This is a genomic window from Desulfovibrio mangrovi (assembly GCF_026230175.1).
Taxonomy (GTDB): domain Bacteria; phylum Desulfobacterota; class Desulfovibrionia; order Desulfovibrionales; family Desulfovibrionaceae; genus Halodesulfovibrio; species Halodesulfovibrio mangrovi.
Window position 1 is genome coordinate 2,640,624 of the sequence record NZ_CP104208.1, and the last position, 19,935, is coordinate 2,660,558.

7 protein-coding genes and 5 rRNA genes are annotated in these 19,935 nt (G+C 54.3%); 4 read left to right on the forward strand and 8 right to left on the reverse strand.

Annotated elements, in window-relative coordinates:
• Window positions 1-48: 48 nt before the first annotated feature.
• Window positions 49-954 carry an SAM-dependent methyltransferase gene (locus N1030_RS11985; RefSeq protein ID WP_265825715.1) on the reverse strand — a complete coding sequence of 302 codons (906 nt, stop codon included), beginning with the start codon at window positions 952-954 and terminating at the stop codon, window positions 49-51.
• Between the two features lie 330 nt (window positions 955-1,284).
• Here N1030_RS11985 and N1030_RS11990 point away from each other — a divergent pair, with 330 nt between their 5' ends.
• The 3 genes from N1030_RS11990 (at window position 1,285) to N1030_RS12000 (ending at window position 4,229) form a co-directional block, all read left to right on the forward strand.
• Complete coding sequence (locus N1030_RS11990; RefSeq protein ID WP_265825716.1) at window positions 1,285-2,160, forward strand: DMT family transporter; 876 nt, start codon at window positions 1,285-1,287, stop codon at window positions 2,158-2,160.
• 148 nt (window positions 2,161-2,308) lie between these two features.
• Window positions 2,309-3,214 carry an ADP-ribosylglycohydrolase family protein gene (locus tag N1030_RS11995; protein ID WP_265825717.1) on the forward strand — a complete coding sequence of 302 codons (906 nt, stop codon included), beginning with the start codon at window positions 2,309-2,311 and terminating at the stop codon, window positions 3,212-3,214.
• Between the two features lie 262 nt (window positions 3,215-3,476).
• On the forward strand, window positions 3,477-4,229 hold the full coding sequence (locus N1030_RS12000; protein ID WP_265825718.1) for a class I SAM-dependent methyltransferase: 753 nt from the start codon (window positions 3,477-3,479) through the stop codon (window positions 4,227-4,229).
• A gap of 56 nt (window positions 4,230-4,285) precedes the next feature.
• On the opposite strand, the gene N1030_RS12005 is transcribed toward N1030_RS12000, so the two are convergent.
• Window positions 4,286-5,479 carry a VgrG-related protein gene (locus N1030_RS12005; protein WP_265825719.1) on the reverse strand — a complete coding sequence of 398 codons (1,194 nt, stop codon included), beginning with the start codon at window positions 5,477-5,479 and terminating at the stop codon, window positions 4,286-4,288.
• Between the two features lie 302 nt (window positions 5,480-5,781).
• On the opposite strand from N1030_RS12005, the gene N1030_RS12010 reads away from it, so the two are divergent.
• Window positions 5,782-7,779, forward strand: a complete 1,998-nt coding sequence (locus tag N1030_RS12010) for a HAMP domain-containing methyl-accepting chemotaxis protein (RefSeq protein WP_265825720.1) — start codon at window positions 5,782-5,784, stop codon at window positions 7,777-7,779.
• A gap of 171 nt (window positions 7,780-7,950) precedes the next feature.
• On the opposite strand, the gene dsdA is transcribed toward N1030_RS12010, so the two are convergent.
• The 6 genes from dsdA to N1030_RS12040 all read right to left on the reverse strand — a co-directional run bounded on the left by dsdA (window position 7,951) and on the right by N1030_RS12040 (window position 19,772).
• Window positions 7,951-9,315 (reverse strand): D-serine ammonia-lyase, encoded by a 1,365-nt coding sequence (gene dsdA / locus N1030_RS12015; RefSeq protein WP_276037989.1) that lies wholly within the window; start codon window positions 9,313-9,315, stop codon window positions 7,951-7,953.
• 550 nt (window positions 9,316-9,865) lie between these two features.
• Window positions 9,866-9,980, reverse strand: a 5S ribosomal RNA gene (rrf, locus tag N1030_RS12020).
• Between the two features lie 115 nt (window positions 9,981-10,095).
• Window positions 10,096-13,022: ribosomal RNA gene (locus N1030_RS12025) — 23S ribosomal RNA — on the reverse strand.
• A 175-nt stretch (window positions 13,023-13,197) separates the two neighbouring features.
• Window positions 13,198-14,739, reverse strand: a 16S ribosomal RNA gene (locus tag N1030_RS12030).
• Window positions 14,740-16,615: 1,876 nt separating this feature from the next.
• Window positions 16,616-16,730: ribosomal RNA gene (gene rrf, locus N1030_RS12035) — 5S ribosomal RNA — on the reverse strand.
• Between the two features lie 115 nt (window positions 16,731-16,845).
• Window positions 16,846-19,772: ribosomal RNA gene (locus tag N1030_RS12040) — 23S ribosomal RNA — on the reverse strand.
• Together the 16S, 23S and 5S rRNA genes form the textbook arrangement of a ribosomal RNA operon.
• Window positions 19,773-19,935 lie beyond the last annotated feature (163 nt).

Below are 19,935 nucleotides of genomic sequence, written 5' to 3' on the forward strand. Positions count from 1 at the left end.
TCCTGCAGACGGCAGCCTCGCCCCTGCAAATACGGAGCAGCATTCCGCCTACCCCAGCTTCACCCATGTGAGCTCATGCTTGTTGGCGGAAAGGTGCATCAGGCGCGAACCGGGAATGGCGGCAAAATCCTCCACGGCCTTCATATAGTCCTCGCCCTGCAGCTTCACGGTGCAGACGAAGTTGCGGCATTCGCCGAACTCCATCCATCGGCGGACCATCTCCAGCAACCTGTCGGGATAGCAGATGACGTCGGAGAACAGCCAGTCCACCTTGCCCGCATGGCGCGGGTCCAGCGCAAAGGCGCTGCCGCTGCACCAGTTGATGTTGGGATGCCGTGCAATGTGCTCAGCAAGCGGAGACTTGTCGATGCTGAACACCTTCGCGCCAAGTTCGGCAAGCACCCACGACCAGCCGCCGGGGCAACTTCCCAGATCAAGGCACAGTTCGCCGGGCTGCGGCCGCACTTCCAGCAGGGTGAAAAGCTCCCAGAGCTTGAGGTAGGCGCGGGTGGGGGGAACTTCCTTGTCCTCGACAAAGATCACTTCCCCGTCAGGAAAAGGACTCGTGCAACGTGCGGACGCCACAACGAGGTTCTCTTCCCACAAGGTCCATGAGCCGAGCTGGCCTTCCGGAGGACGGGAGCCGAACTCCAGAGGCTTGGCGGAAACATGCGGCAGTTTGTCCTGAATGAGCTTGGCGCGACGATGATGATCCACGCTGTGCAGCCACCAGTTACGCTGCACGGCCTTGAGCTTGCGCGCGGCATCGCCGATGGATTCGATGGCTACGGCCTGCGGCTCCAGCCAGACATTCTGCGCCCAGACCACCTGTTGCGGAGCACCTTCTGCCACGAACAAGCGCCCGCGCTGCGCAATCACGTTGCGCAATTCCTTGGCCAGATCCTCTTCGTAGCCTCGGGGGGCAAGATAGATGGTCGTATTCTCAAACTGCATGATTCCTTCCTTCGCACGAGCCGTGCTGAGGCGCTCTACCGCAATAGGGGGCATTACGCAAGGACGCGCCATGCCGCTGTAGCGCCCACCAAGCTTCGCACATCTGTCCGACATGCCGCAAGTTTGATTCTAAAGCGGGCATTTCGTAATGGACGGGTCAACCGACAAAAGTGTATGCTCACCTCACGCGATCAGGATTGCCTTTCTGCCCATCCCCTTCGCCCGCGAGCACGCACGCCCCTGCAACCGGCACGGTCCGGTCGGGGGTGTTTTCCGTGCAACCATTTCGATATACCAATTCCACTGCCACACTGACGGACGAGAATACCCATGCGCAGACCAGATGCAGCCATGCTTCCTTCCATTGCCCTTTTCACAGCCATGATCCTGTGGGCAAGTTCCTATATCGGCATGAAGGTCGCCGTAAGCGCCTACGACCCCATGGTCGTCATGGCCGGCCGCCTTTTTCTGGGCAGTTGCACCTTTGCTCTGGGCTGGCGCTACCTGCGCAGCATCCGCATCCGCAAGCAGGACTGGAAGCCCCTGCTGCTCATGGCCGCATGCGAACCCTGCATCTATTTCGTGCTGGAAGGCTACGCCATGCGCTACACGTCCGCCTCGCAGGCGGGCATGATCGTATCCTCCCTGCCCATCTTCGTGGCACTGGGCGCCTTCTTCTTTCTTGGCGAGCGCCTTTCCGCACGCGTGTGGACCGGCTTCTTCATCGCCATGGGCGGCGTGATATGGCTCTCCCTTGCTGGTGTAGCCACCGAGTCGGCCCCTAATCCCATTCTCGGTAACATACTCGAAACGCTGGCCATGGCATCGGCATCTGTATACGTCGTCATTGCCAAACGTCTGTCATCCCACTATCCGCCCATGTTCATAACCGCAGCACAATGCTTTGTGGGCACCATATTCTTCATCCCGCTGCTGTTCATGCCCTTCACCCAGCTGCCGACGCATGTGGATATTCCCGCCATAACAAGCATCGCCTATCTCGGCACCATCATCACCATCGGCGCATACGGCCTGTACAATTACGGCGTCAGCAAGATTCCTGCGGGACAGGCCAGCGCGTGGGGCAACCTGATTCCCGTTGCGGCGCTGATCATGGGACAGGTATTTCTGGGCGAAACGCTCACCCCCTCGCAGTATGTTGCCTCTGTTTTTGTGCTCCTGGGCGTGTATCTGAGCCAAAAGTGAATAATTTGTATCACTTTGTGTCAAATACGTTTTTTTATGCCTTTCCTCTGCTGTTTTTCGTGACAATAACCAGTCTAATACGCTATGGTCAGACCGATATGCGCGAAGTTTATTGAGCCACTTCGCGCCATAAAACGGAGTTGCCATAATGCCCCATTTACATGCCGCCCTTCTCACTTCACTCGCCGCAGACTCGCTGGCGCTTGGCGCGCACTGGGAATATGACCAGAAACGCATTGAAGATACACTGGGAAGGGTTTCCACTCTTCTGCCCCCGAAACTGAGCAGCCAATATCACCCCACCCGCTCCGCGGGCGACCTTTCGCATTACGGCGATCAGGTGCTGGTGCTGCTCGATTCCGTCACCGCCCAAGGCCGTTTTGATCTACACGCCTTCCGGGATGCATGGCTTACCCGCATGCAGCATTATGACGGTTACCTTGACCGCGCCATCCGCGAAACTCTGCGCAACCTTGAAGAAGGCGCATTGCCGGAACAATCAGGGGCGCATTCTTCCGATTTTTCCGCAGCTGCGCGCATTGCTCCCCTGTTCGCCGTCCATATGGACGACCTAAATGCGCTTGTGGCCGCCGCCCGAGCCCAGACACTGATGACGCACAACTCCGCACTGGTGGCGGACGGAGCCGAGTTCTTCGCACGGGCAGTATTTGCCATTTTGCAGGGCGCGACGGTTCGTGAAGGACTCGATGCTGCCGCAGAAGCCGGTTATAAACACCTGCCTGCTGAAGACTGGCTTGCCTTCACCTACATGTCTTCCGATGAAGACGCCCGCATGGCCATCGCACGCTTCGGGCAGTCCTGCGGCATGAAGGGAGCCTTCCATGGCGTGGTGCACCTTGTAACCCACTATGAAAACGAGCCTCAGACGGCCCTGATTGAAAACGTCATGGCCGGAGGCGATTCCTGCGCCCGCGGCCTTATGGCCGGTCTCATTCTCGGCGCGCGACATGGAGAAGTCGCCTGCGCGCCTGAATGGTGCAACGAGCTCAATTGCCTGCCCAAGCTCAAAGACTACCTCAGCAGGATTCTCTGACCCATAGCAAACCATCAAAAACCGGAAGCTCCCGCTTCCGGTTTTTTCGTATGCACAGCCCGAAGCTGCGAGTATCACTCCCGTCCTTTTTTCTGCAAAACCCCGTGACAGAATCGCCTGATTGGGTAAAAATCGGGATCATCCGAGCAGGCACGAGCAGGCAAGGCAAGCCCCGTCGGTGCGGTGCCACAAACGCATTCTCCGTGCTAGGACTACCCTTCATTTACGCGGAACGTCATATCAGATCCGGACAGGTTGCATCATGTGGGACAAGGATACAGTACTTCGATACGAAGAATGGTTCGATACGCAGGAAGGCGCATTCGCCCTCAATGCGGAAAAGCGGCTGCTGGAATATCTCATATCCGGCTGGCCCAGACGCGGCCATTCCTTTCTTGAAGTGGGCTGCGGCCCCGGCCTGATTCTGGAGATGCTGTACGAAACAGGGTTTGACGTCACAGGTCTGGACATCTCACCAGCCATGCTGGCAGCCGCGCGCAAACGCATGGGCACACGGGCAGACCTGCATGTGGGTGATGCCGAACACCTGCCCTTTTCCGACAACCAGTTCGATTACGTGGCTCTGCCGACCGTGCTTGAATTCGTGGAAAACCCCATGCGGGCGCTGGAAGAAGCCTTCCGTGTGGCGGCCCGCGGCGTTGTCGTGACCATGCTCAACAAATGGTCCTTCTACTATCTGTCCCACGGTATGCGCTACAGCGGACACCATGGCGGCATCCTGCGCGAGGCCACCTGGTATACGCCCGTCTGCATGCGCTCCATGGTCCGCAAGGCAGCAGGAAACAAGCCCTTCATCATGCGCTCGGTTCTGCCCGGCCCCTTTGCCACATGGAAAAATACCATGCCGTGGCGTTTTCTGAACTCGGTGCTTCTGCCATACGGCCTTGGCTCCTATACCGGCATACGCGTCGACCTGTACGACATTGAAAGCGTCACCCCGCTCATGGCCCACACCAAGACTGTGGTGCCCGCCAAGCCCATCGCCAGCCCGTAAAAAAGGCAGCCTGCCTGCGCACGCTGCCCTGTCTCTTCATAATGCCGTAGCCCTGATCAGGCAATGTCGCCCCGCTCCAGCATGCTCAATGCCATGCGCAGCTCATCACCCAGTCTGCCCTGCACGGCAGTCTGTACAGAGTTCGTTGATGATGTGAACTGTCTCTGGCGGATAGAATAGACATTGCGGATAAAGGCAGCCTCCTTCCCCTCTTCATACCCCCCGGTTCGCCCGAAGGCCTTGGCAAAGATGCGAACCGCCCCAGTGGGCCCATGCTGCACGGCCGTGGAAAAAAGCACTTCCTGCAAAGCCTGCGGCATGGAGTCAAGCTGCATGGCCTTGCTTATGGCCCTGAAGGCCGGTGAAAAATGATTGCTGTGCACGAACTTATCCTGCAGAGCCTCAAATCGCTCGGGCTGCGTCTGGGCAACCTGTTTCCAGGCGGTGGGCATGGCACCGAAACGCGACCCCGTATTGGCCCTGCCCGCCTTCTTCAACTGCGAGGCTATATCCGGCGCCTGACCGTCCAGATACCGGATAAAGGCGTCCATGGTACCGGCGCGTGATGAAAGCTGATACTTTCCGTAGGAAGTACCTCCTCGCCTGTCGTAGCCGATAGCGGAAATCCCGCCGTCCGCACCGGATTCAAATAATGCCGCCAGTGCACCGGGCCTGAAGGATTCGGTCTGCCGATGCGTTGCCCCCACAGACTGGGCCGCTGTTCCGACCGTATTTCCGCCACCTCCGGTTGCAGTTGCATCAGCATTTCCCTTCTCTACCGCTGCAACTTCCGCCTGCATCCTGCCTAATGCAGCTTCAACCTGCCCAAGCGGGCCAGCTTTGTCCGCAAGCGATATCTGCGGAGATGTTACGGCCATACGAATGGCATCGCCCTCAGGAGCTCTCATCGTTCTGAACATGGAGGCAAAGGGGTTGCTCTCGTCACCAAGCACCTTTGTCAGTGTTGCCAACGCCTTGACATTCGTCAGGTTCATGCTGCCGAACATGGCGCTTTCCAGCGCCGACATGTCGCCCGCATTCTTTCCTGCGCCAATGCCCAAGAAGCTCTGAACGGCGTCGCCATTGCCCATCTGCACCATGGGATCGTTCAACAGTTCGTCAAAACGCGACCCCACAGTCTTGTTGAGCTTGTTCAGGCCGAAAGGATTTCCGCCCGACTGCCCTCCTCCTTGCTTGAGGCGGTCGATATAGCTGGTAATCTGGCCCATGGCGAGCGGATTGACGTTCATTGGCAACTCCTTGTCTCGCATTCAGCAAAGGAAGTGCCGACAATCGCTTCAGCTGTAATATCGGTGTGTTAACAAAAACAACACCCTGCCCACGTCCGCAAGAAGTCAGCGAAATGACGCCTGAAGCATCAGACACCCTATAACCATTAGAGCAGAACTTATCATTTCCAGAGCAACGCCCCTGGTCTAGCAGTAGAATAGAATAAACCCTGTTCAGCATAGGGTGCGACAAGGCGCGTCAACTGGGGAAGGATCCTTACGAACCCAAACTGCCTGAACCGGCAAAACCATGGAGCGTGACCATGCTCGACAACATGAAACTTTCCGTAAAACTTTACTCAGGCTTTCTGGTTGTCCTAGCGTTACTCACCATACTTGGCGGAACGGGCTTTTTCGCCATTGACTCCGCCTCGGATGGTTTTTCTTCATACCGGGAAATGGCTCGCGACACCAACCTTGCCGGCCGCATACAGGCCAACATGCTCACGGTTCGCATGGCCGTGAAAGACTTCATCATCACAGGCAGTGAAGACAGTGCCAAGGTCTTCGATGAACGGTTCAATGGGGTGCGCAAATTTATCGAACAGGCTCGTCAGGACATCCAGAATCCTGAACGGATCAAACTCGTTGAAGAGACCGACTCAAGCGCCCAAAGCTATCAGAAAGCATTCGAACAGGTTCAGGCCTTCAGAACAAAGCGCAATGAACATGTGGACCGCCTTAACGCCAACGGCCCCGTCATGGAGCAGAAGCTCACCCAGATTCTCAAAACAGCCGAACGCGACGGCGACATGAGTGCGGCCTTCCACGCCAGTCTTGCCATGCGCAATCTGCTGCTCGCCCGCCTGTACGTGGTAAAATTTCTGAATAGCAACGCACAGGAAGATGCAGACAGGGTGTACTCCGAGTACTCAACTCTGCAGAGTGAGCTTGAGTATCTGGACAAGAACCTGCAGAACCCCGAGCGCAGGGCACAGCTGGCAGACATCAGACGCCTTGAGCAGGGGTATATTGCAGACTTCAAGGCCGTGGTTTCCATCATCTTCGCGCGGAACGACGTCATCACGAACACTCTGGACAAGCTGGGCCCCGCCATCGCCAAGAGCACGGAAGATCTCAAGCTTTCCATCATGGCCGAACAGGACAAGATCGGTCCGGCAGTGCAAGCATCCAACGACAACGCCCTTTTCGTTATCGCCTCCACAGGCTCCACAGCCATACTCCTCGGCATGTTCATAGCCTTTATTCTCACACGTAGCGTACTGCGCCAGATTGGTTGTGATCCTGCCGAAATCGCAGAAATCACCGACCAACTCGCGCGCGGCAACATGGCTATTTCCTTCCGCGACAATGCCATCGGTGTCTATGCGAGCATGAAGACCATGGTGAACAAGCTCAGCGGCATCGTCAGCGAAGTCACTGCAGCCGCAGAAAACGTGGCTTCCGGCAGCGAAGAACTGTCCGCCTCTTCGCAGAGCCTGTCGCAGGGCGCCACTGAACAGGCAGCCAGCATTGAAGAAGTCTCATCTTCCATGGAGGAGATGAGCGCCAATATCAGTCTGAACGCTGAAAACGCCCGCCAGACGGAAAGCCTCGCAACGCAGGCAGCCCTGGATGCGCAGGAAGGCGGCAACGCAGTATCCCAAACCGTTGAGGCCATGAAGCATATTGCAGAGAAGATCTCCATTGTGGAAGAAATTGCACGCCAGACCAACCTGCTGGCTCTTAACGCCGCCATTGAAGCCGCCCGAGCCGGGGAACATGGAAAGGGCTTTGCCGTGGTAGCGGCTGAAGTGCGCAAGCTTGCTGAGCGAAGCGGTACAGCAGCTGCGGAAATCAGCGAACTTTCCTCTTCGAGTGTGGAAGTAGCGGAACGTGCAGGAACCATGCTTATGAAGCTGGTGCCGGACATCAAGAAAACAGCTGACCTTGTTCAGGAAATCGCCTCTGCTTCCAGCGAGCAGAACGCCGGTGCGGAGCAAATCAACAAGGCCATCCAGCAGCTTGATCAGGTAGTGCAGCAGAATGCCTCTGCCTCTGAAGAAATGTCGTCAACATCTGAAGAGCTTGCCTCGCAGGCTTCACAGCTTCAAGAATCCATGGGCTTCTTCCGCATTTCCGACACAGCGCTTGGCGTTCGACGCAAAGTGAAAGCGGTTGCGGCCCCGGCAGCCATTCCCAAAGCAACGCCCGCCAAACAACTCGCTTCAGCCCGCAAGCCGGAACCCGTAGTTGACGATAGTGCAGACGAAGGATTCTCCCTTGCCATGGAAGAAGACATGGCGTTTGAACGGTTCTAAATCTCTTCGTAACCTGCGACATGCATAATTCGGGGGCACTCTGCAGAGTGCCCCCGTTTTGTTTGCCCATACAAGTTAGTAGCTCAATCCTCGTTGAGCCCGTGACGGATAACGAATCAGAGACACCTCTCCAAGAAACGCCCCTTCTAATTTCGCCCCCCTGCTCCCAAACTATGCGATGCCAAGCTCCAGCAACGCGCTGCCTTTTCGGTAATACGCCAGCATTTCATCTTCTGGGACCATACTGCCGCCCGTACACCACATAAGATGTGTTGCCGTATCTGTTTGCACTCCAGACGAGAGCTTGTTCAAATACCCATTTGCTCCCACTCCCCTGACAATTCCGGGCGCACCAGCCAAAGCAGAAGGTTCAAGCCATATTCCCTCCGTGTCCGCCATCATGGCCAGATAGCGGTAGAGATTTTCATCGCTGACAGTATACACGCCATCCAGCAGGGGGAGCATCATCCTGCCTACAAAACCGGAGGGGCGCCCAACGGCCAGACCGTCGGCCGCTGTAACATTGTCTATGCCGAAATTCTGCACACTCACCGCATCATGAAGACCTGTATACATACCAAGCAGCATGGCTGGCGAATGCGTCGGCTCCGCGAAGATGCAGTGAACATGATCCTGAAAAATAAGCTTGAGGCCAAAAGCCACGCCGCCAGGGCCGCCTCCCACTCCGCACGGCAGGTAGACAAAAAGGGGGTATTCTTCATTTACTGCAACGCCAAGCGCATCCAGTTGCCCCTTCAAGCGTTGAGCGGCTACGGCGTAACCCAGGAACAGGCTTACAGAGTTTTCATCGTCCATAAAGAAACATGAGGGATCCTTCTCTGCTTGCCTGCGCCCTTCCGCCACGGCCAAACTGTAATCGGACGCATATTCCACCACATTCACGCCCTTGGAACGCAACAGCTCTTTCTTCCACTGTCGCGCATCCGCAGACATGTGCACACTGACTCGAAAACCAAGCTGTGCGCCCATGATACCAATGGAAAGTCCGAGATTGCCTGTGGACCCCACCGAAATGGCTTGCGTGTTGAAAAATCGACGGCAAGCGTCGTTAGCCAGCGTACCATAATCGTCATCAACTGACAGGAGACCTGCCTGCAAAGCAAGTCCCTCAGCATGCTTCAGAACCTCATAGATGCCACCACGCGCCTTTATCGAGCCGGATATGGGCAGATGGCTATCCAGCTTGGCAAACAACCTGCCGGAAAGCTTTGTGCCGTGAAACTTGCCCAAGACCTTCTGGAATGCTGGAACTGGCTGCAAAGGCGATTCTATCAACCCGCCCACCTTTGCTGTTTCTGGGAACACCTTCGCAATATAGGGGCGGAAACGTTCAAGCCGCGCTGAAGCATCAGCCACGTCTGTTTCGCTCAAGGAAATGGTCTGTATAGCCTCCTCAAATGGAACAGTATCGGAGTTGAACCAGCTAACCTCCTTGAGATCGACCACGTCTTTCAGCAACGCATCTCCAGCTAGCCATTCCTGAACCGTTTTTCCACCGAAGCGCATATCAGCCATACAGTTCCCCACTGAATCTAGTGTAATTTATGTGCCATTGGGATGATATCGAAAGGCTGTGCCATTTGGAAGCGATCGGTAGACGTAGAAGCGAAACGGATGCAATCGGTAAGGTATCCTTCGCAATACGCAAAACCATTCACATTCAAGGGGAAAGAGAAGAAAAGAAAATGCACCTTGCTTTCCCCCTCAAACACAACGTGAGGCCGATTGGAAGCGCTCCGCTTCCACGGCGGGATGGGTGCCCTTTCAACGGACAGCTGGGGCGAGGCAGGGGAGTCCAGAGGGGCCTTGCTGAGGGCGGGCACCGCCCGGCTGAGGCCCTTCTGGTCCCGCTGAAGGCGGCAACGGGCAATACTAGCTAAGACTCCATGTAGTCGATGAAAGCCTACTCTAGATAATACTTACCAAGGCTTAGTTCACAATACATGACAAAGGTAAAAGTAATAGGAAGGGATAAGAAGAAAAAATGGAAGGATGAGGCATTACCCCCAAAACAAAAAAACTCCGGCCCTCATCGGTTACCGGAGTTTTTCGTCTTGGAAATAAGTCTTGGCGGCGGCCTACTTTCCCACCAGCTCCCTGGCAGTATCATCGGCGATGGCGGGCTTAACTTCCGAGTTCGGAATGGGATCGGGTGTACCCCCGCCTCCATGGCCACCAAGACAAAGTTCTCGGGTCTGCGTCTGTCGGGAAGGCGAACGGTATTTACCCCGTTGCCACATCGGCGACTTGACCCAAAATTTGAATCAAATAGGGAGGAAAGGAAGATTTTAGTAGAAAAATAAGGCGCACGGACTATTAGTACCGGTAAGCTGAATGCATCGCTGCACTTACACCTCCGGCCTATCAACCAGGTGGTCTACCTGGGTCCTTTAGCTCTTGCGAGAGGGAGACCTTATCTCAAGGCAGGCTTCACGCTTAGATGCTTTCAGCGTTTATCCCTTCCGAACGTAGCTACCCTGCTATGCCGTTGGCACGACAACAGGTCCACTAGAGGTTCGTCCACCCCGGTCCTCTCGTACTAGGGGCAGGCCCTTTCAAGTCTCCTACGCCCACAGCAGATAGGGACCAAACTGTCTCACGACGTTTTAAACCCAGCTCGCGTACCACTTTAAACGGCGAACAGCCGTACCCTTGGGACCTGCTTCAGCCCCAGGATGTGATGAGCCGACATCGAGGTGCCAAACCGCGCCGTCGATGTGAACTCTTGGGCGCGATCAGCCTGTTATCCCCGGCGTACCTTTTATCCAATGAGCGATGGCCCTTCCACTCGGAACCACCGGATCACTAACACCGACTTTCGTCCCTGCTCGACATGTCTGTCTTGCAGTCAAGCTCCCTTATGCGTTTGCACTCAACGGCTGGTTTCCAATCAGCCTGAGGGAACCTTTGCATGCCTCCGTTACTCTTTAGGAGGCGACCGCCCCAGTCAAACTACCCACCAGACACTGTCTCCGAGCCGGATAACGGCATCGGATTAGAGCCTTAGATTGGCAAGGGTGGTATTTCAAGGATGGCTCCACACACACTGGCGTGCACGCTTCAAAGCCTCCCACCTATCCTACACATGCCAACCCAAAACCCAATGTCAAGCTATAGTAAAGGTGCACAGGGTCTTTCCGTCTTGCTGCGGGTACACGGCATTTTCACCGCGACTTCAATTTCACCGAGTCTCTGGTTGAGACAGTGCGGAGATCGTTACACCATTCGTGCAGGTCGGAACTTACCCGACAAGGAATTTCGCTACCTTAGGACCGTTATAGTTACGGCCGCCGTTTACCGGGGCTTCGATTCAAAGCTTCGCTTGCGCTGACCTCTCCTCTTAACCTTCCGGCACCGGGCAGGTGTCAGTCCCTATACATCGTCTTACGACTTAGCAGAGACCTATGTTTTTAGTAAACAGTCGCCACCGCCATTTCTCTGCGGCTCTTCAGTGCTGTACGAGTAAATCAGACACACTAAAGAGCACCCCTTATCCCGAAGTTACGGGGTCATTTTGCCGAGTTCCTTAACCAGAGTTCTCTCGAGCGCCTTGGATTACTCATCCCGCCCACCTGAGTTGGTTTGCGGTACGGTCTGCGTGAACTAAACTTAGAAGCTTTTCTTGGAAGCATGGACTCGGCAGCTTACGGCCATACGGCCACCGCATCGTGTCTCAGCCATAAGGAAGACGGATTTGCCTATCTTCCAAGCCTACACACTTGCACCAGCTAATCCAACAGCTGGCCTGCGTATCCTTCTCCGTCCCTCCATCGCACATTCACACAGGTACGGGAATATTAACCCGTTTCCCATCGGTTACGCATTTCTGCCTCACCTTAGGGGCCGACTAACCCCGGGAAGATTACCTTTACCCGGGAAACCTTGGGCTTACGGCGAACAGGTTTTTCACCTGTTTTATCGTTACTCATGTCAGCATAATCACTTCTCTACCGTCCAGTTAGCCTTACGACACACCTTCAACCAGTAGAGAACGCTCTCCTACCACTTGATAAATCAAGTCCGAAGCTTCGGTACCATGCTTAGCCCCGTTACATTTTCGGCGCAGAATCTCTAGACCAGTGAGCTATTACGCTTTCTTTAAAGGATGGCTGCTTCTAAGCCAACCTCCTGGCTGTCTGTGAAATTCCACCACCTTTTCCACTGAGCATGGATTTGGAGACCTTAGCTGTCGGTCTGGGCTCTTTCCCTCTCGACTACGGCCCTTCTCAGTCGCAGTCTGACTCCCGAGGAGCATTTATGCGGTATTCGGAGTTTGATAGGGTTTGGTAAGCTGGTGAGCCCCCTAGCCCTGTCAGTGCTCTACCCCCGCTAAACTCCCTCGAGGCTATACCTCAATATATTTCGGAGAGAACCAGCTATCACCGGGTTTGATTGGCCTTTCACCCCTATCCACAAGTCATCCAAATCGTTTTCAACCGATACTGGTTCGGTCCTCCACTCAGTTTTACCTGAGCTTCAACCTGCTCATAGATAGATCACCCGGTTTCGGGTCTACTCCACAGTACTTGTCGCCCTTATCAGACTCGCTTTCGCTACGGCTCCACTTTCGCTTAACCTTGCACTGTAGAGTAACTCGCTGACTCATTATGCAAAAGGCACGCGGTCACATCTCAAGGATGCTCCCACAGCTTGTAGGCAAATGGTTTCAGGTTCTATTTCACTCCCCTAACAGGGGTTCTTTTCACCTTTCCCTCACGGTACTGGTACACTATCGGTCGCCAGAGAGTACTTAGCCTTGGAAGATGGTCCTCCCAGATTCCCACGGGGTTTCACGTGTCCCGCAGTACTCAGGTACGGCCTACGCTGTGTTCAACTTCAGGTACGGGGCTTTCACCCTCTATGGCCGAGCTTCCCAGCTCGTTCCCCTATTTACTAACAGATCGATGATGGCCGCCCTACAACCCCGACTGGTCGAAACCAGCCGGTTTGGGCTAATCCCCGTTCGCTCGCCGCTACTGAGGGAGTCTCGTTTGATTTCTTCTCCTCCGGGTACTGAGATGTTTCACTTCCCCGGGTTCGCCTCCAAGAGCCTATGTATTCAGCTCAAGGATAACCGGACATGACTCCGGTTGGGTTTCCCCATTCAGAGATCAGCGGATCAAAGGATGTTTGGCTCCTCCCCGCTGCTTATCGCAGCCTACCACGTCTTTCATCGCCTTCTGGCACCAAGGCATCCACCAAATGCCCTTAATAACTTATTTTTCTTAGACTTCCTTTCCGTCCCTATCGATTGTCAATGAGCAGAGGCACAAAAGCCTCAGCCAAGTGTATACTTGGAGTACATGCATCACTTGCGTGGTGCGTGCTACCAACCATTCACTTGTCAAAGAGCGTGAAGCTCCTTGCAATTAAATAGCGAGTTGGACAAATTTCCTTAAAGGAGGTGATCCAGCCGCAGGTTCCCCTACGGCTACCTTGTTACGACTTCACCCCAATCATTAGCCCTACCGTAGGCGGCTGCCTCCCTTGCGGGTTAGCTCACCGATGTCGGGTAGAACCAACTTTCGTGGTGTGACGGGCGGTGTGTACAAGGCCCGGGAACGCATTCACCCCAGCATGCTGATCTGGGATTACTAGCGATTCCGACTTCAAGGAGTCGAGTTGCAGACTCCTATCCGGACTGAGACGCGCTTTTTGGGATTGGCTCCACCTCACGGTATCGCTGCCCTTTGTACGCGCCATTGTAGTACGTGTGTAGCCCTAGGCGTAAGGGCCATGATGACTTGACGTCGTCCCCACCTTCCTCCCGGTTAACCCGGGCAGTCTCCCTAGAGTGCCCAGCATCACCTGATGGCAACTAAGAATAGGGGTTGCGCTCGTTGCGGGACTTAACCCAACACCTCACGGCACGAGCTGACGACAGCCATGCAGCACCTGTCTCCTGGTTCTCCGAAGAGCACCCTTCCTTTTCGGGAAGGTTCCAGGGATGTCAAGCCTAGGTAAGGTTCTTCGCGTTGCATCGAATTAAACCACATACTCCACCGCTTGTGCGGGCCCCCGTCAATTTCTTTGAGTTTCAGCCTTGCGACCGTACTCCCCAGGCGGGATACTTAACGCGTTAGCTACGGCACCGAAGGTCAAGCCCCCGACACCTAGTATCCATCGTTTACAGCGTGGACTACCAGGGTATCTAATCCTGTTTGCTCCCCACGCTTTCGCTCCTCAGTGTCAGTATCGGTCCAGGTAGTCGCCTTCGCCACTGGTGTTCCTCCAGATCTCTACGGATTTCACTCCTACACCTGGAATTCCACTACCCTCTCCCGAACTCTAGCAATGCAGTATCAAGTGCAATTCCACGGTTGAGCCGTGGGCTTTCACACCTGACTTACAAAGCAACCTACGAGCGCTTTACGCCCAGTGATTCCGATTAACGCTTGCACCTTCCGTATTACCGCGGCTGCTGGCACGGAATTAGCCGGTGCTTCCTCTGAAGGTACCGTCAGCTGCGAAGCGTATTATTCTTCGCAGGGTTCTTCCCTTCTGACAGGAGTTTACGATCCGAAAACCTTCATCCTCCACGCGGCGTCGCTGCGTCAGGGTTTCCCCCATTGCGCAATATTCCCCACTGCTGCCTCCCGTAGGAGTCTGGGCCGTGTTCCAGTCCCAGTGTGGCAGGCCACCCTCTCAGGCCTGCTACTCATCGTTGCCACGGTAGGCCGTTACCCTACCGTCTAGCTAATGAGACGCGGACTCATCTATGGGCAGTAGCATGCAAGCAGAGGCCACCTTTAACGTTGCCATATTATCCAGTATTATCAGTCGTTTCCAACTGTTATTCCAGACCCATAGGTAGATAATCCACGCGTTACTCACCCGTGCGCCACTGTACTCATTCCCGAAGGAACTTTCTCGTTCGACTTGCATGTGTTAGGCACGCCGCCAGCGTTCAATCTGAGCCAGAATCAAACTCTCCAGTTTAAATCTGTGTCTTCATGATCAAGGGGGCTAATTCCCTCAATCACGCTAGCTGATATCTTTCTGTCCAACTCGCTATTTAATTGTCAAAGAACCTCAAGTTCCGCACGGCGTTTTCCGTAGCGGCGAGGGGTGCTTATGTCACTTCCTCGTCGCCCCGTCAACATCTTTTTTCAACTTTTTTTGAAGCCGTTTCAGCCACTCGACCTGAACCTTGCGACTTCATGAAGCATTCTCAAGAATGACTCATGCGGTCGGGGTGAAACCCGGATGTGACGCCCTTGCGTTTGTGAAAGAACTTCTCGCCGAAGCGAGAGGCAGCTTCTACAGAGCTTCGCGTTCACCGTCAAGCTGTTTTTCAAACTTTTTCAGGTGTCCCGCTCTGCTCTGCCGGAACCGATCATTCGACCGATTACCTTATATGCAAGGGAGATAGAAGATTTCGTGCTGTTAAAGAACTGTCCCTGCCACAGCAGGGAAGGAGTGTTTAAGCAAAACGAGGACAGTCGTCAACAAGGTTTTTAACTATTTCTACAATTACAAGATAACATACCGATAAGACGACATATACACTTCCGGTGTATTTTGACCCTACGGTAGAGCATCTTACGGGAACTCTCGCTAGCGCCCTTTTGCATAGCAACCTTCATAGTGGCGTTTGGTTCCATACTCGAGGCGTCAACGCCAATACGATTTCACAGCATAAGTCCAGTCTCGGCGAGGGAGCCCATCCCTTAAGCGAAACGCTCTGATTCAGTTTCAAGGAAAGATGGGAAGGGATACGAATCATGCTGGAGTAGTCGGGAGCGGTTGCTCGGTAGACAGCTTCCAAAATCCCGTAGGGGTAACGATCCGAACGTCACGAAATGAAGCGCTCTGAGTCCCCCCCCAAAGCGGCCAACTATAAGCATCCTGCTAACCTGATCCGAGAGTCTGTGGATGCCCTTTACAGGGCGCATGAGAGAGACCCCACAGTTCCTCGGCATATCGATCGAAGCTGGCCTTCGCCAGCTCGAAAAGCAGTCGGACATAGAAGGCATGGCCCAGTTATCAGGGGGGCCCCATGAGACGAACATCCTTACCTGCCGCTTTGCTGCCTACCTAATGCTGTCCTGTTCACCTATCCTATTATGAAATCACCTAAATTAGGTGGTGTTAAACCGTCTGCCAAAAGGGTTACGGCTGGAATTAAATGTACTGCCAAACTTTGCCCAGTGATGTGTCCATAACAGCAACGGCGCAAAGGTCGCTGCATGCGATTTGGGCAAGTTCAGCCCGCAACCGTCCGTCCCCCTGCCTCTTATTGAAGGCGTCCATTACTACAATGGAGTCATTGAGGGGGCGCGATTGAGGAGAGCTGCCGTCTTGCGTACGAGGGTGGTAGCCTATGTAGATTATTTTGACCTGTTCCTGTTCTCTGTTCATTTCTTACGCTCCTGTGCTTGAGGGGATTGTCATAAATTTACGGGCGTTTTTCAACAAGCAGTTATGATAGGCCGTGCCTTTCATATTCTATATCCAAGATTTGAGGCCGATTGGAAGCGCTTCGCTTCCACGGCGGGATGAGTTACCTTTCAACGACCAGCAGGGGCGAGGCAGGGGGAGTCCAGAGGGGGCCTTGCTGAGGGGCGGTACGCCCCGGCTGAGGCCCCGCTCTGGTCCCGCGGAAGGCGGCAACGGGCAAAGCTAGCTAAGGCGTAATGTAGTCGGTGAAAGCCAAATCAAGCCAGCACAGACCAAGGCCCAATTCACAATACATGACAAAGGTAAAAGTAATAGGAAGGGATAAGAAGAAAGGATGGAAGGATGAGGCATTACCCCCAAAACAAAAAAACTCCGGCCCTCATCGGTTACCGGAGTTTTTCGTCTTGGAAATAAGTCTTGGCGGCGGCCTACTTTCCCACCAGCTCCCTGGCAGTATCATCGGCGATGGCGGGCTTAACTTCCGAGTTCGGAATGGGATCGGGTGTACCCCCGCCTCCATGGCCACCAAGACAAAGTTCTCGGGTCTGCGTCTGTCGGGAAGGCGAACGGTATTTACCCCGTTGCCACATCGGCGACTTGACCCAAAATTTGAATCAAATAGGGAGGAAAGGAAGATTTTAGTAGAAAAATAAGGCGCACGGACTATTAGTACCGGTAAGCTGAATGCATCGCTGCACTTACACCTCCGGCCTATCAACCAGGTGGTCTACCTGGGTCCTTTAGCTCTTGCGAGAGGGAGACCTTATCTCAAGGCAGGCTTCACGCTTAGATGCTTTCAGCGTTTATCCCTTCCGAACGTAGCTACCCTGCTATGCCGTTGGCACGACAACAGGTCCACTAGAGGTTCGTCCACCCCGGTCCTCTCGTACTAGGGGCAGGCCCTTTCAAGTCTCCTACGCCCACAGCAGATAGGGACCAAACTGTCTCACGACGTTTTAAACCCAGCTCGCGTACCACTTTAAACGGCGAACAGCCGTACCCTTGGGACCTGCTTCAGCCCCAGGATGTGATGAGCCGACATCGAGGTGCCAAACCGCGCCGTCGATGTGAACTCTTGGGCGCGATCAGCCTGTTATCCCCGGCGTACCTTTTATCCAATGAGCGATGGCCCTTCCACTCGGAACCACCGGATCACTAACACCGACTTTCGTCCCTGCTCGACATGTCTGTCTTGCAGTCAAGCTCCCTTATGCGTTTGCACTCAACGGCTGGTTTCCAATCAGCCTGAGGGAACCTTTGCATGCCTCCGTTACTCTTTAGGAGGCGACCGCCCCAGTCAAACTACCCACCAGACACTGTCTCCGAGCCGGATAACGGCGTCGGATTAGAGCCTTAGATTGGCAAGGGTGGTATTTCAAGGATGGCTCCACACACACTGGCGTGCACGCTTCAAAGCCTCCCACCTATCCTACACATGCCAACCCAAAACCCAATGTCAAGCTATAGTAAAGGTGCACAGGGTCTTTCCGTCTTGCTGCGGGTACACGGCATTTTCACCGCGACTTCAATTTCACCGAGTCTCTGGTTGAGACAGTGCGGAGATCGTTACACCATTCGTGCAGGTCGGAACTTACCCGACAAGGAATTTCGCTACCTTAGGACCGTTATAGTTACGGCCGCCGTTTACCGGGGCTTCGATTCAAAGCTTCGCTTGCGCTGACCTCTCCTCTTAACCTTCCGGCACCGGGCAGGTGTCAGTCCCTATACATCGTCTTACGACTTAGCAGAGACCTATGTTTTTAGTAAACAGTCGCCACCGCCATTTCTCTGCGGCTCTTCAGTGCTGTACGAGTAAATCAGACACACTAAAGAGCACCCCTTATCCCGAAGTTACGGGGTCATTTTGCCGAGTTCCTTAACCAGAGTTCTCTCGAGCGCCTTGGATTACTCATCCCGCCCACCTGAGTTGGTTTGCGGTACGGTCTGCGTGAACTAAACTTAGAAGCTTTTCTTGGAAGCATGGACTCGGCAGCTTACGGCCATACGGCCACCGCATCGTGTCTCAGCCATAAGGAAGACGGATTTGCCTATCTTCCAAGCCTACACACTTGCACCAGCTAATCCAACAGCTGGCCTGCGTATCCTTCTCCGTCCCTCCATCGCACATTCACACAGGTACGGGAATATTAACCCGTTTCCCATCGGTTACGCATTTCTGCCTCACCTTAGGGGCCGACTAACCCCGGGAAGATTACCTTTACCCGGGAAACCTTGGGCTTACGGCGAACAGGTTTTTCACCTGTTTTATCGTTACTCATGTCAGCATAATCACTTCTCTACCGTCCAGTTAGCCTTACGACACACCTTCAACCAGTAGAGAACGCTCTCCTACCACTTGATAAATCAAGTCCGAAGCTTCGGTACCATGCTTAGCCCCGTTACATTTTCGGCGCAGAATCTCTAGACCAGTGAGCTATTACGCTTTCTTTAAAGGATGGCTGCTTCTAAGCCAACCTCCTGGCTGTCTGTGAAATTCCACCACCTTTTCCACTGAGCATGGATTTGGAGACCTTAGCTGTCGGTCTGGGCTCTTTCCCTCTCGACTACGGCCCTTCTCAGTCGCAGTCTGACTCCCGAGGAGCATTTATGCGGTATTCGGAGTTTGATAGGGTTTGGTAAGCTGGTGAGCCCCCTAGCCCTGTCAGTGCTCTACCCCCGCTAAACTCCCTCGAGGCTATACCTCAATATATTTCGGAGAGAACCAGCTATCACCGGGTTTGATTGGCCTTTCACCCCTATCCACAAGTCATCCAAATCGTTTTCAACCGATACTGGTTCGGTCCTCCACTCAGTTTTACCTGAGCTTCAACCTGCTCATAGATAGATCACCCGGTTTCGGGTCTACTCCACAGTACTTGTCGCCCTTATCAGACTCGCTTTCGCTACGGCTCCACTTTCGCTTAACCTTGCACTGTAGAGTAACTCGCTGACTCATTATGCAAAAGGCACGCGGTCACATCTCAAGGATGCTCCCACAGCTTGTAGGCAAATGGTTTCAGGTTCTATTTCACTCCCCTAACAGGGGTTCTTTTCACCTTTCCCTCACGGTACTGGTACACTATCGGTCGCCAGAGAGTACTTAGCCTTGGAAGATGGTCCTCCCAGATTCCCACGGGGTTTCACGTGTCCCGCAGTACTCAGGTACGGCCTACGCTGTGTTCAACTTCAGGTACGGGGCTTTCACCCTCTATGGCCGAGCTTCCCAGCTCGTTCCCCTATTTACTAACAGATCGATGATGGCCGCCCTACAACCCCGACTGGTCGAAACCAGCCGGTTTGGGCTAATCCCCGTTCGCTCGCCGCTACTGAGGGAGTCTCGTTTGATTTCTTCTCCTCCGGGTACTGAGATGTTTCACTTCCCCGGGTTCGCCTCCAAGAGCCTATGTATTCAGCTCAAGGATAACCGGACATGACTCCGGTTGGGTTTCCCCATTCAGAGATCAGCGGATCAAAGGATGTTTGGCTCCTCCCCGCTGCTTATCGCAGCCTACCACGTCTTTCATCGCCTTCTGGCACCAAGGCATCCACCAAATGCCCTTAATAACTTATTTTTCTTAGACTTCCTTTCCGTCCCTATCGATTGTCAATGAGCAGAGGCACAAAAGCCTCAGCCAAGTGTATACTTGGAGTACATGCATCACTTGCGTGGTGCGTGCTACCAACCATTCACTTGTCAAAGAGCGTGAAGCTCCTTGCAATTAAATAGCGAGTTGG

Excerpts from the sequence above, each read along its gene's own strand:
- N1030_RS11985 (WP_265825715.1), bottom strand. The coding sequence starts at position 954 with ATGCAGTTTGAGAATACGACCATCTATCTTGCCCCCCGAGGCTACGAA.
- N1030_RS11990 (WP_265825716.1), top strand. The coding sequence starts at position 1,285 with ATGCGCAGACCAGATGCAGCCATGCTTCCTTCCATTGCCCTTTTCACA.
- N1030_RS11995 (WP_265825717.1), top strand. The coding sequence starts at position 2,309 with ATGCCCCATTTACATGCCGCCCTTCTCACTTCACTCGCCGCAGACTCG.
- N1030_RS12000 (WP_265825718.1), top strand. The coding sequence starts at position 3,477 with ATGTGGGACAAGGATACAGTACTTCGATACGAAGAATGGTTCGATACG.
- N1030_RS12005 (WP_265825719.1), bottom strand. The coding sequence starts at position 5,479 with ATGAACGTCAATCCGCTCGCCATGGGCCAGATTACCAGCTATATCGAC.
- N1030_RS12010 (WP_265825720.1), top strand. The coding sequence starts at position 5,782 with ATGCTCGACAACATGAAACTTTCCGTAAAACTTTACTCAGGCTTTCTG.
- dsdA (WP_276037989.1), bottom strand. The coding sequence starts at position 9,315 with ATGGCTGATATGCGCTTCGGTGGAAAAACGGTTCAGGAATGGCTAGCT.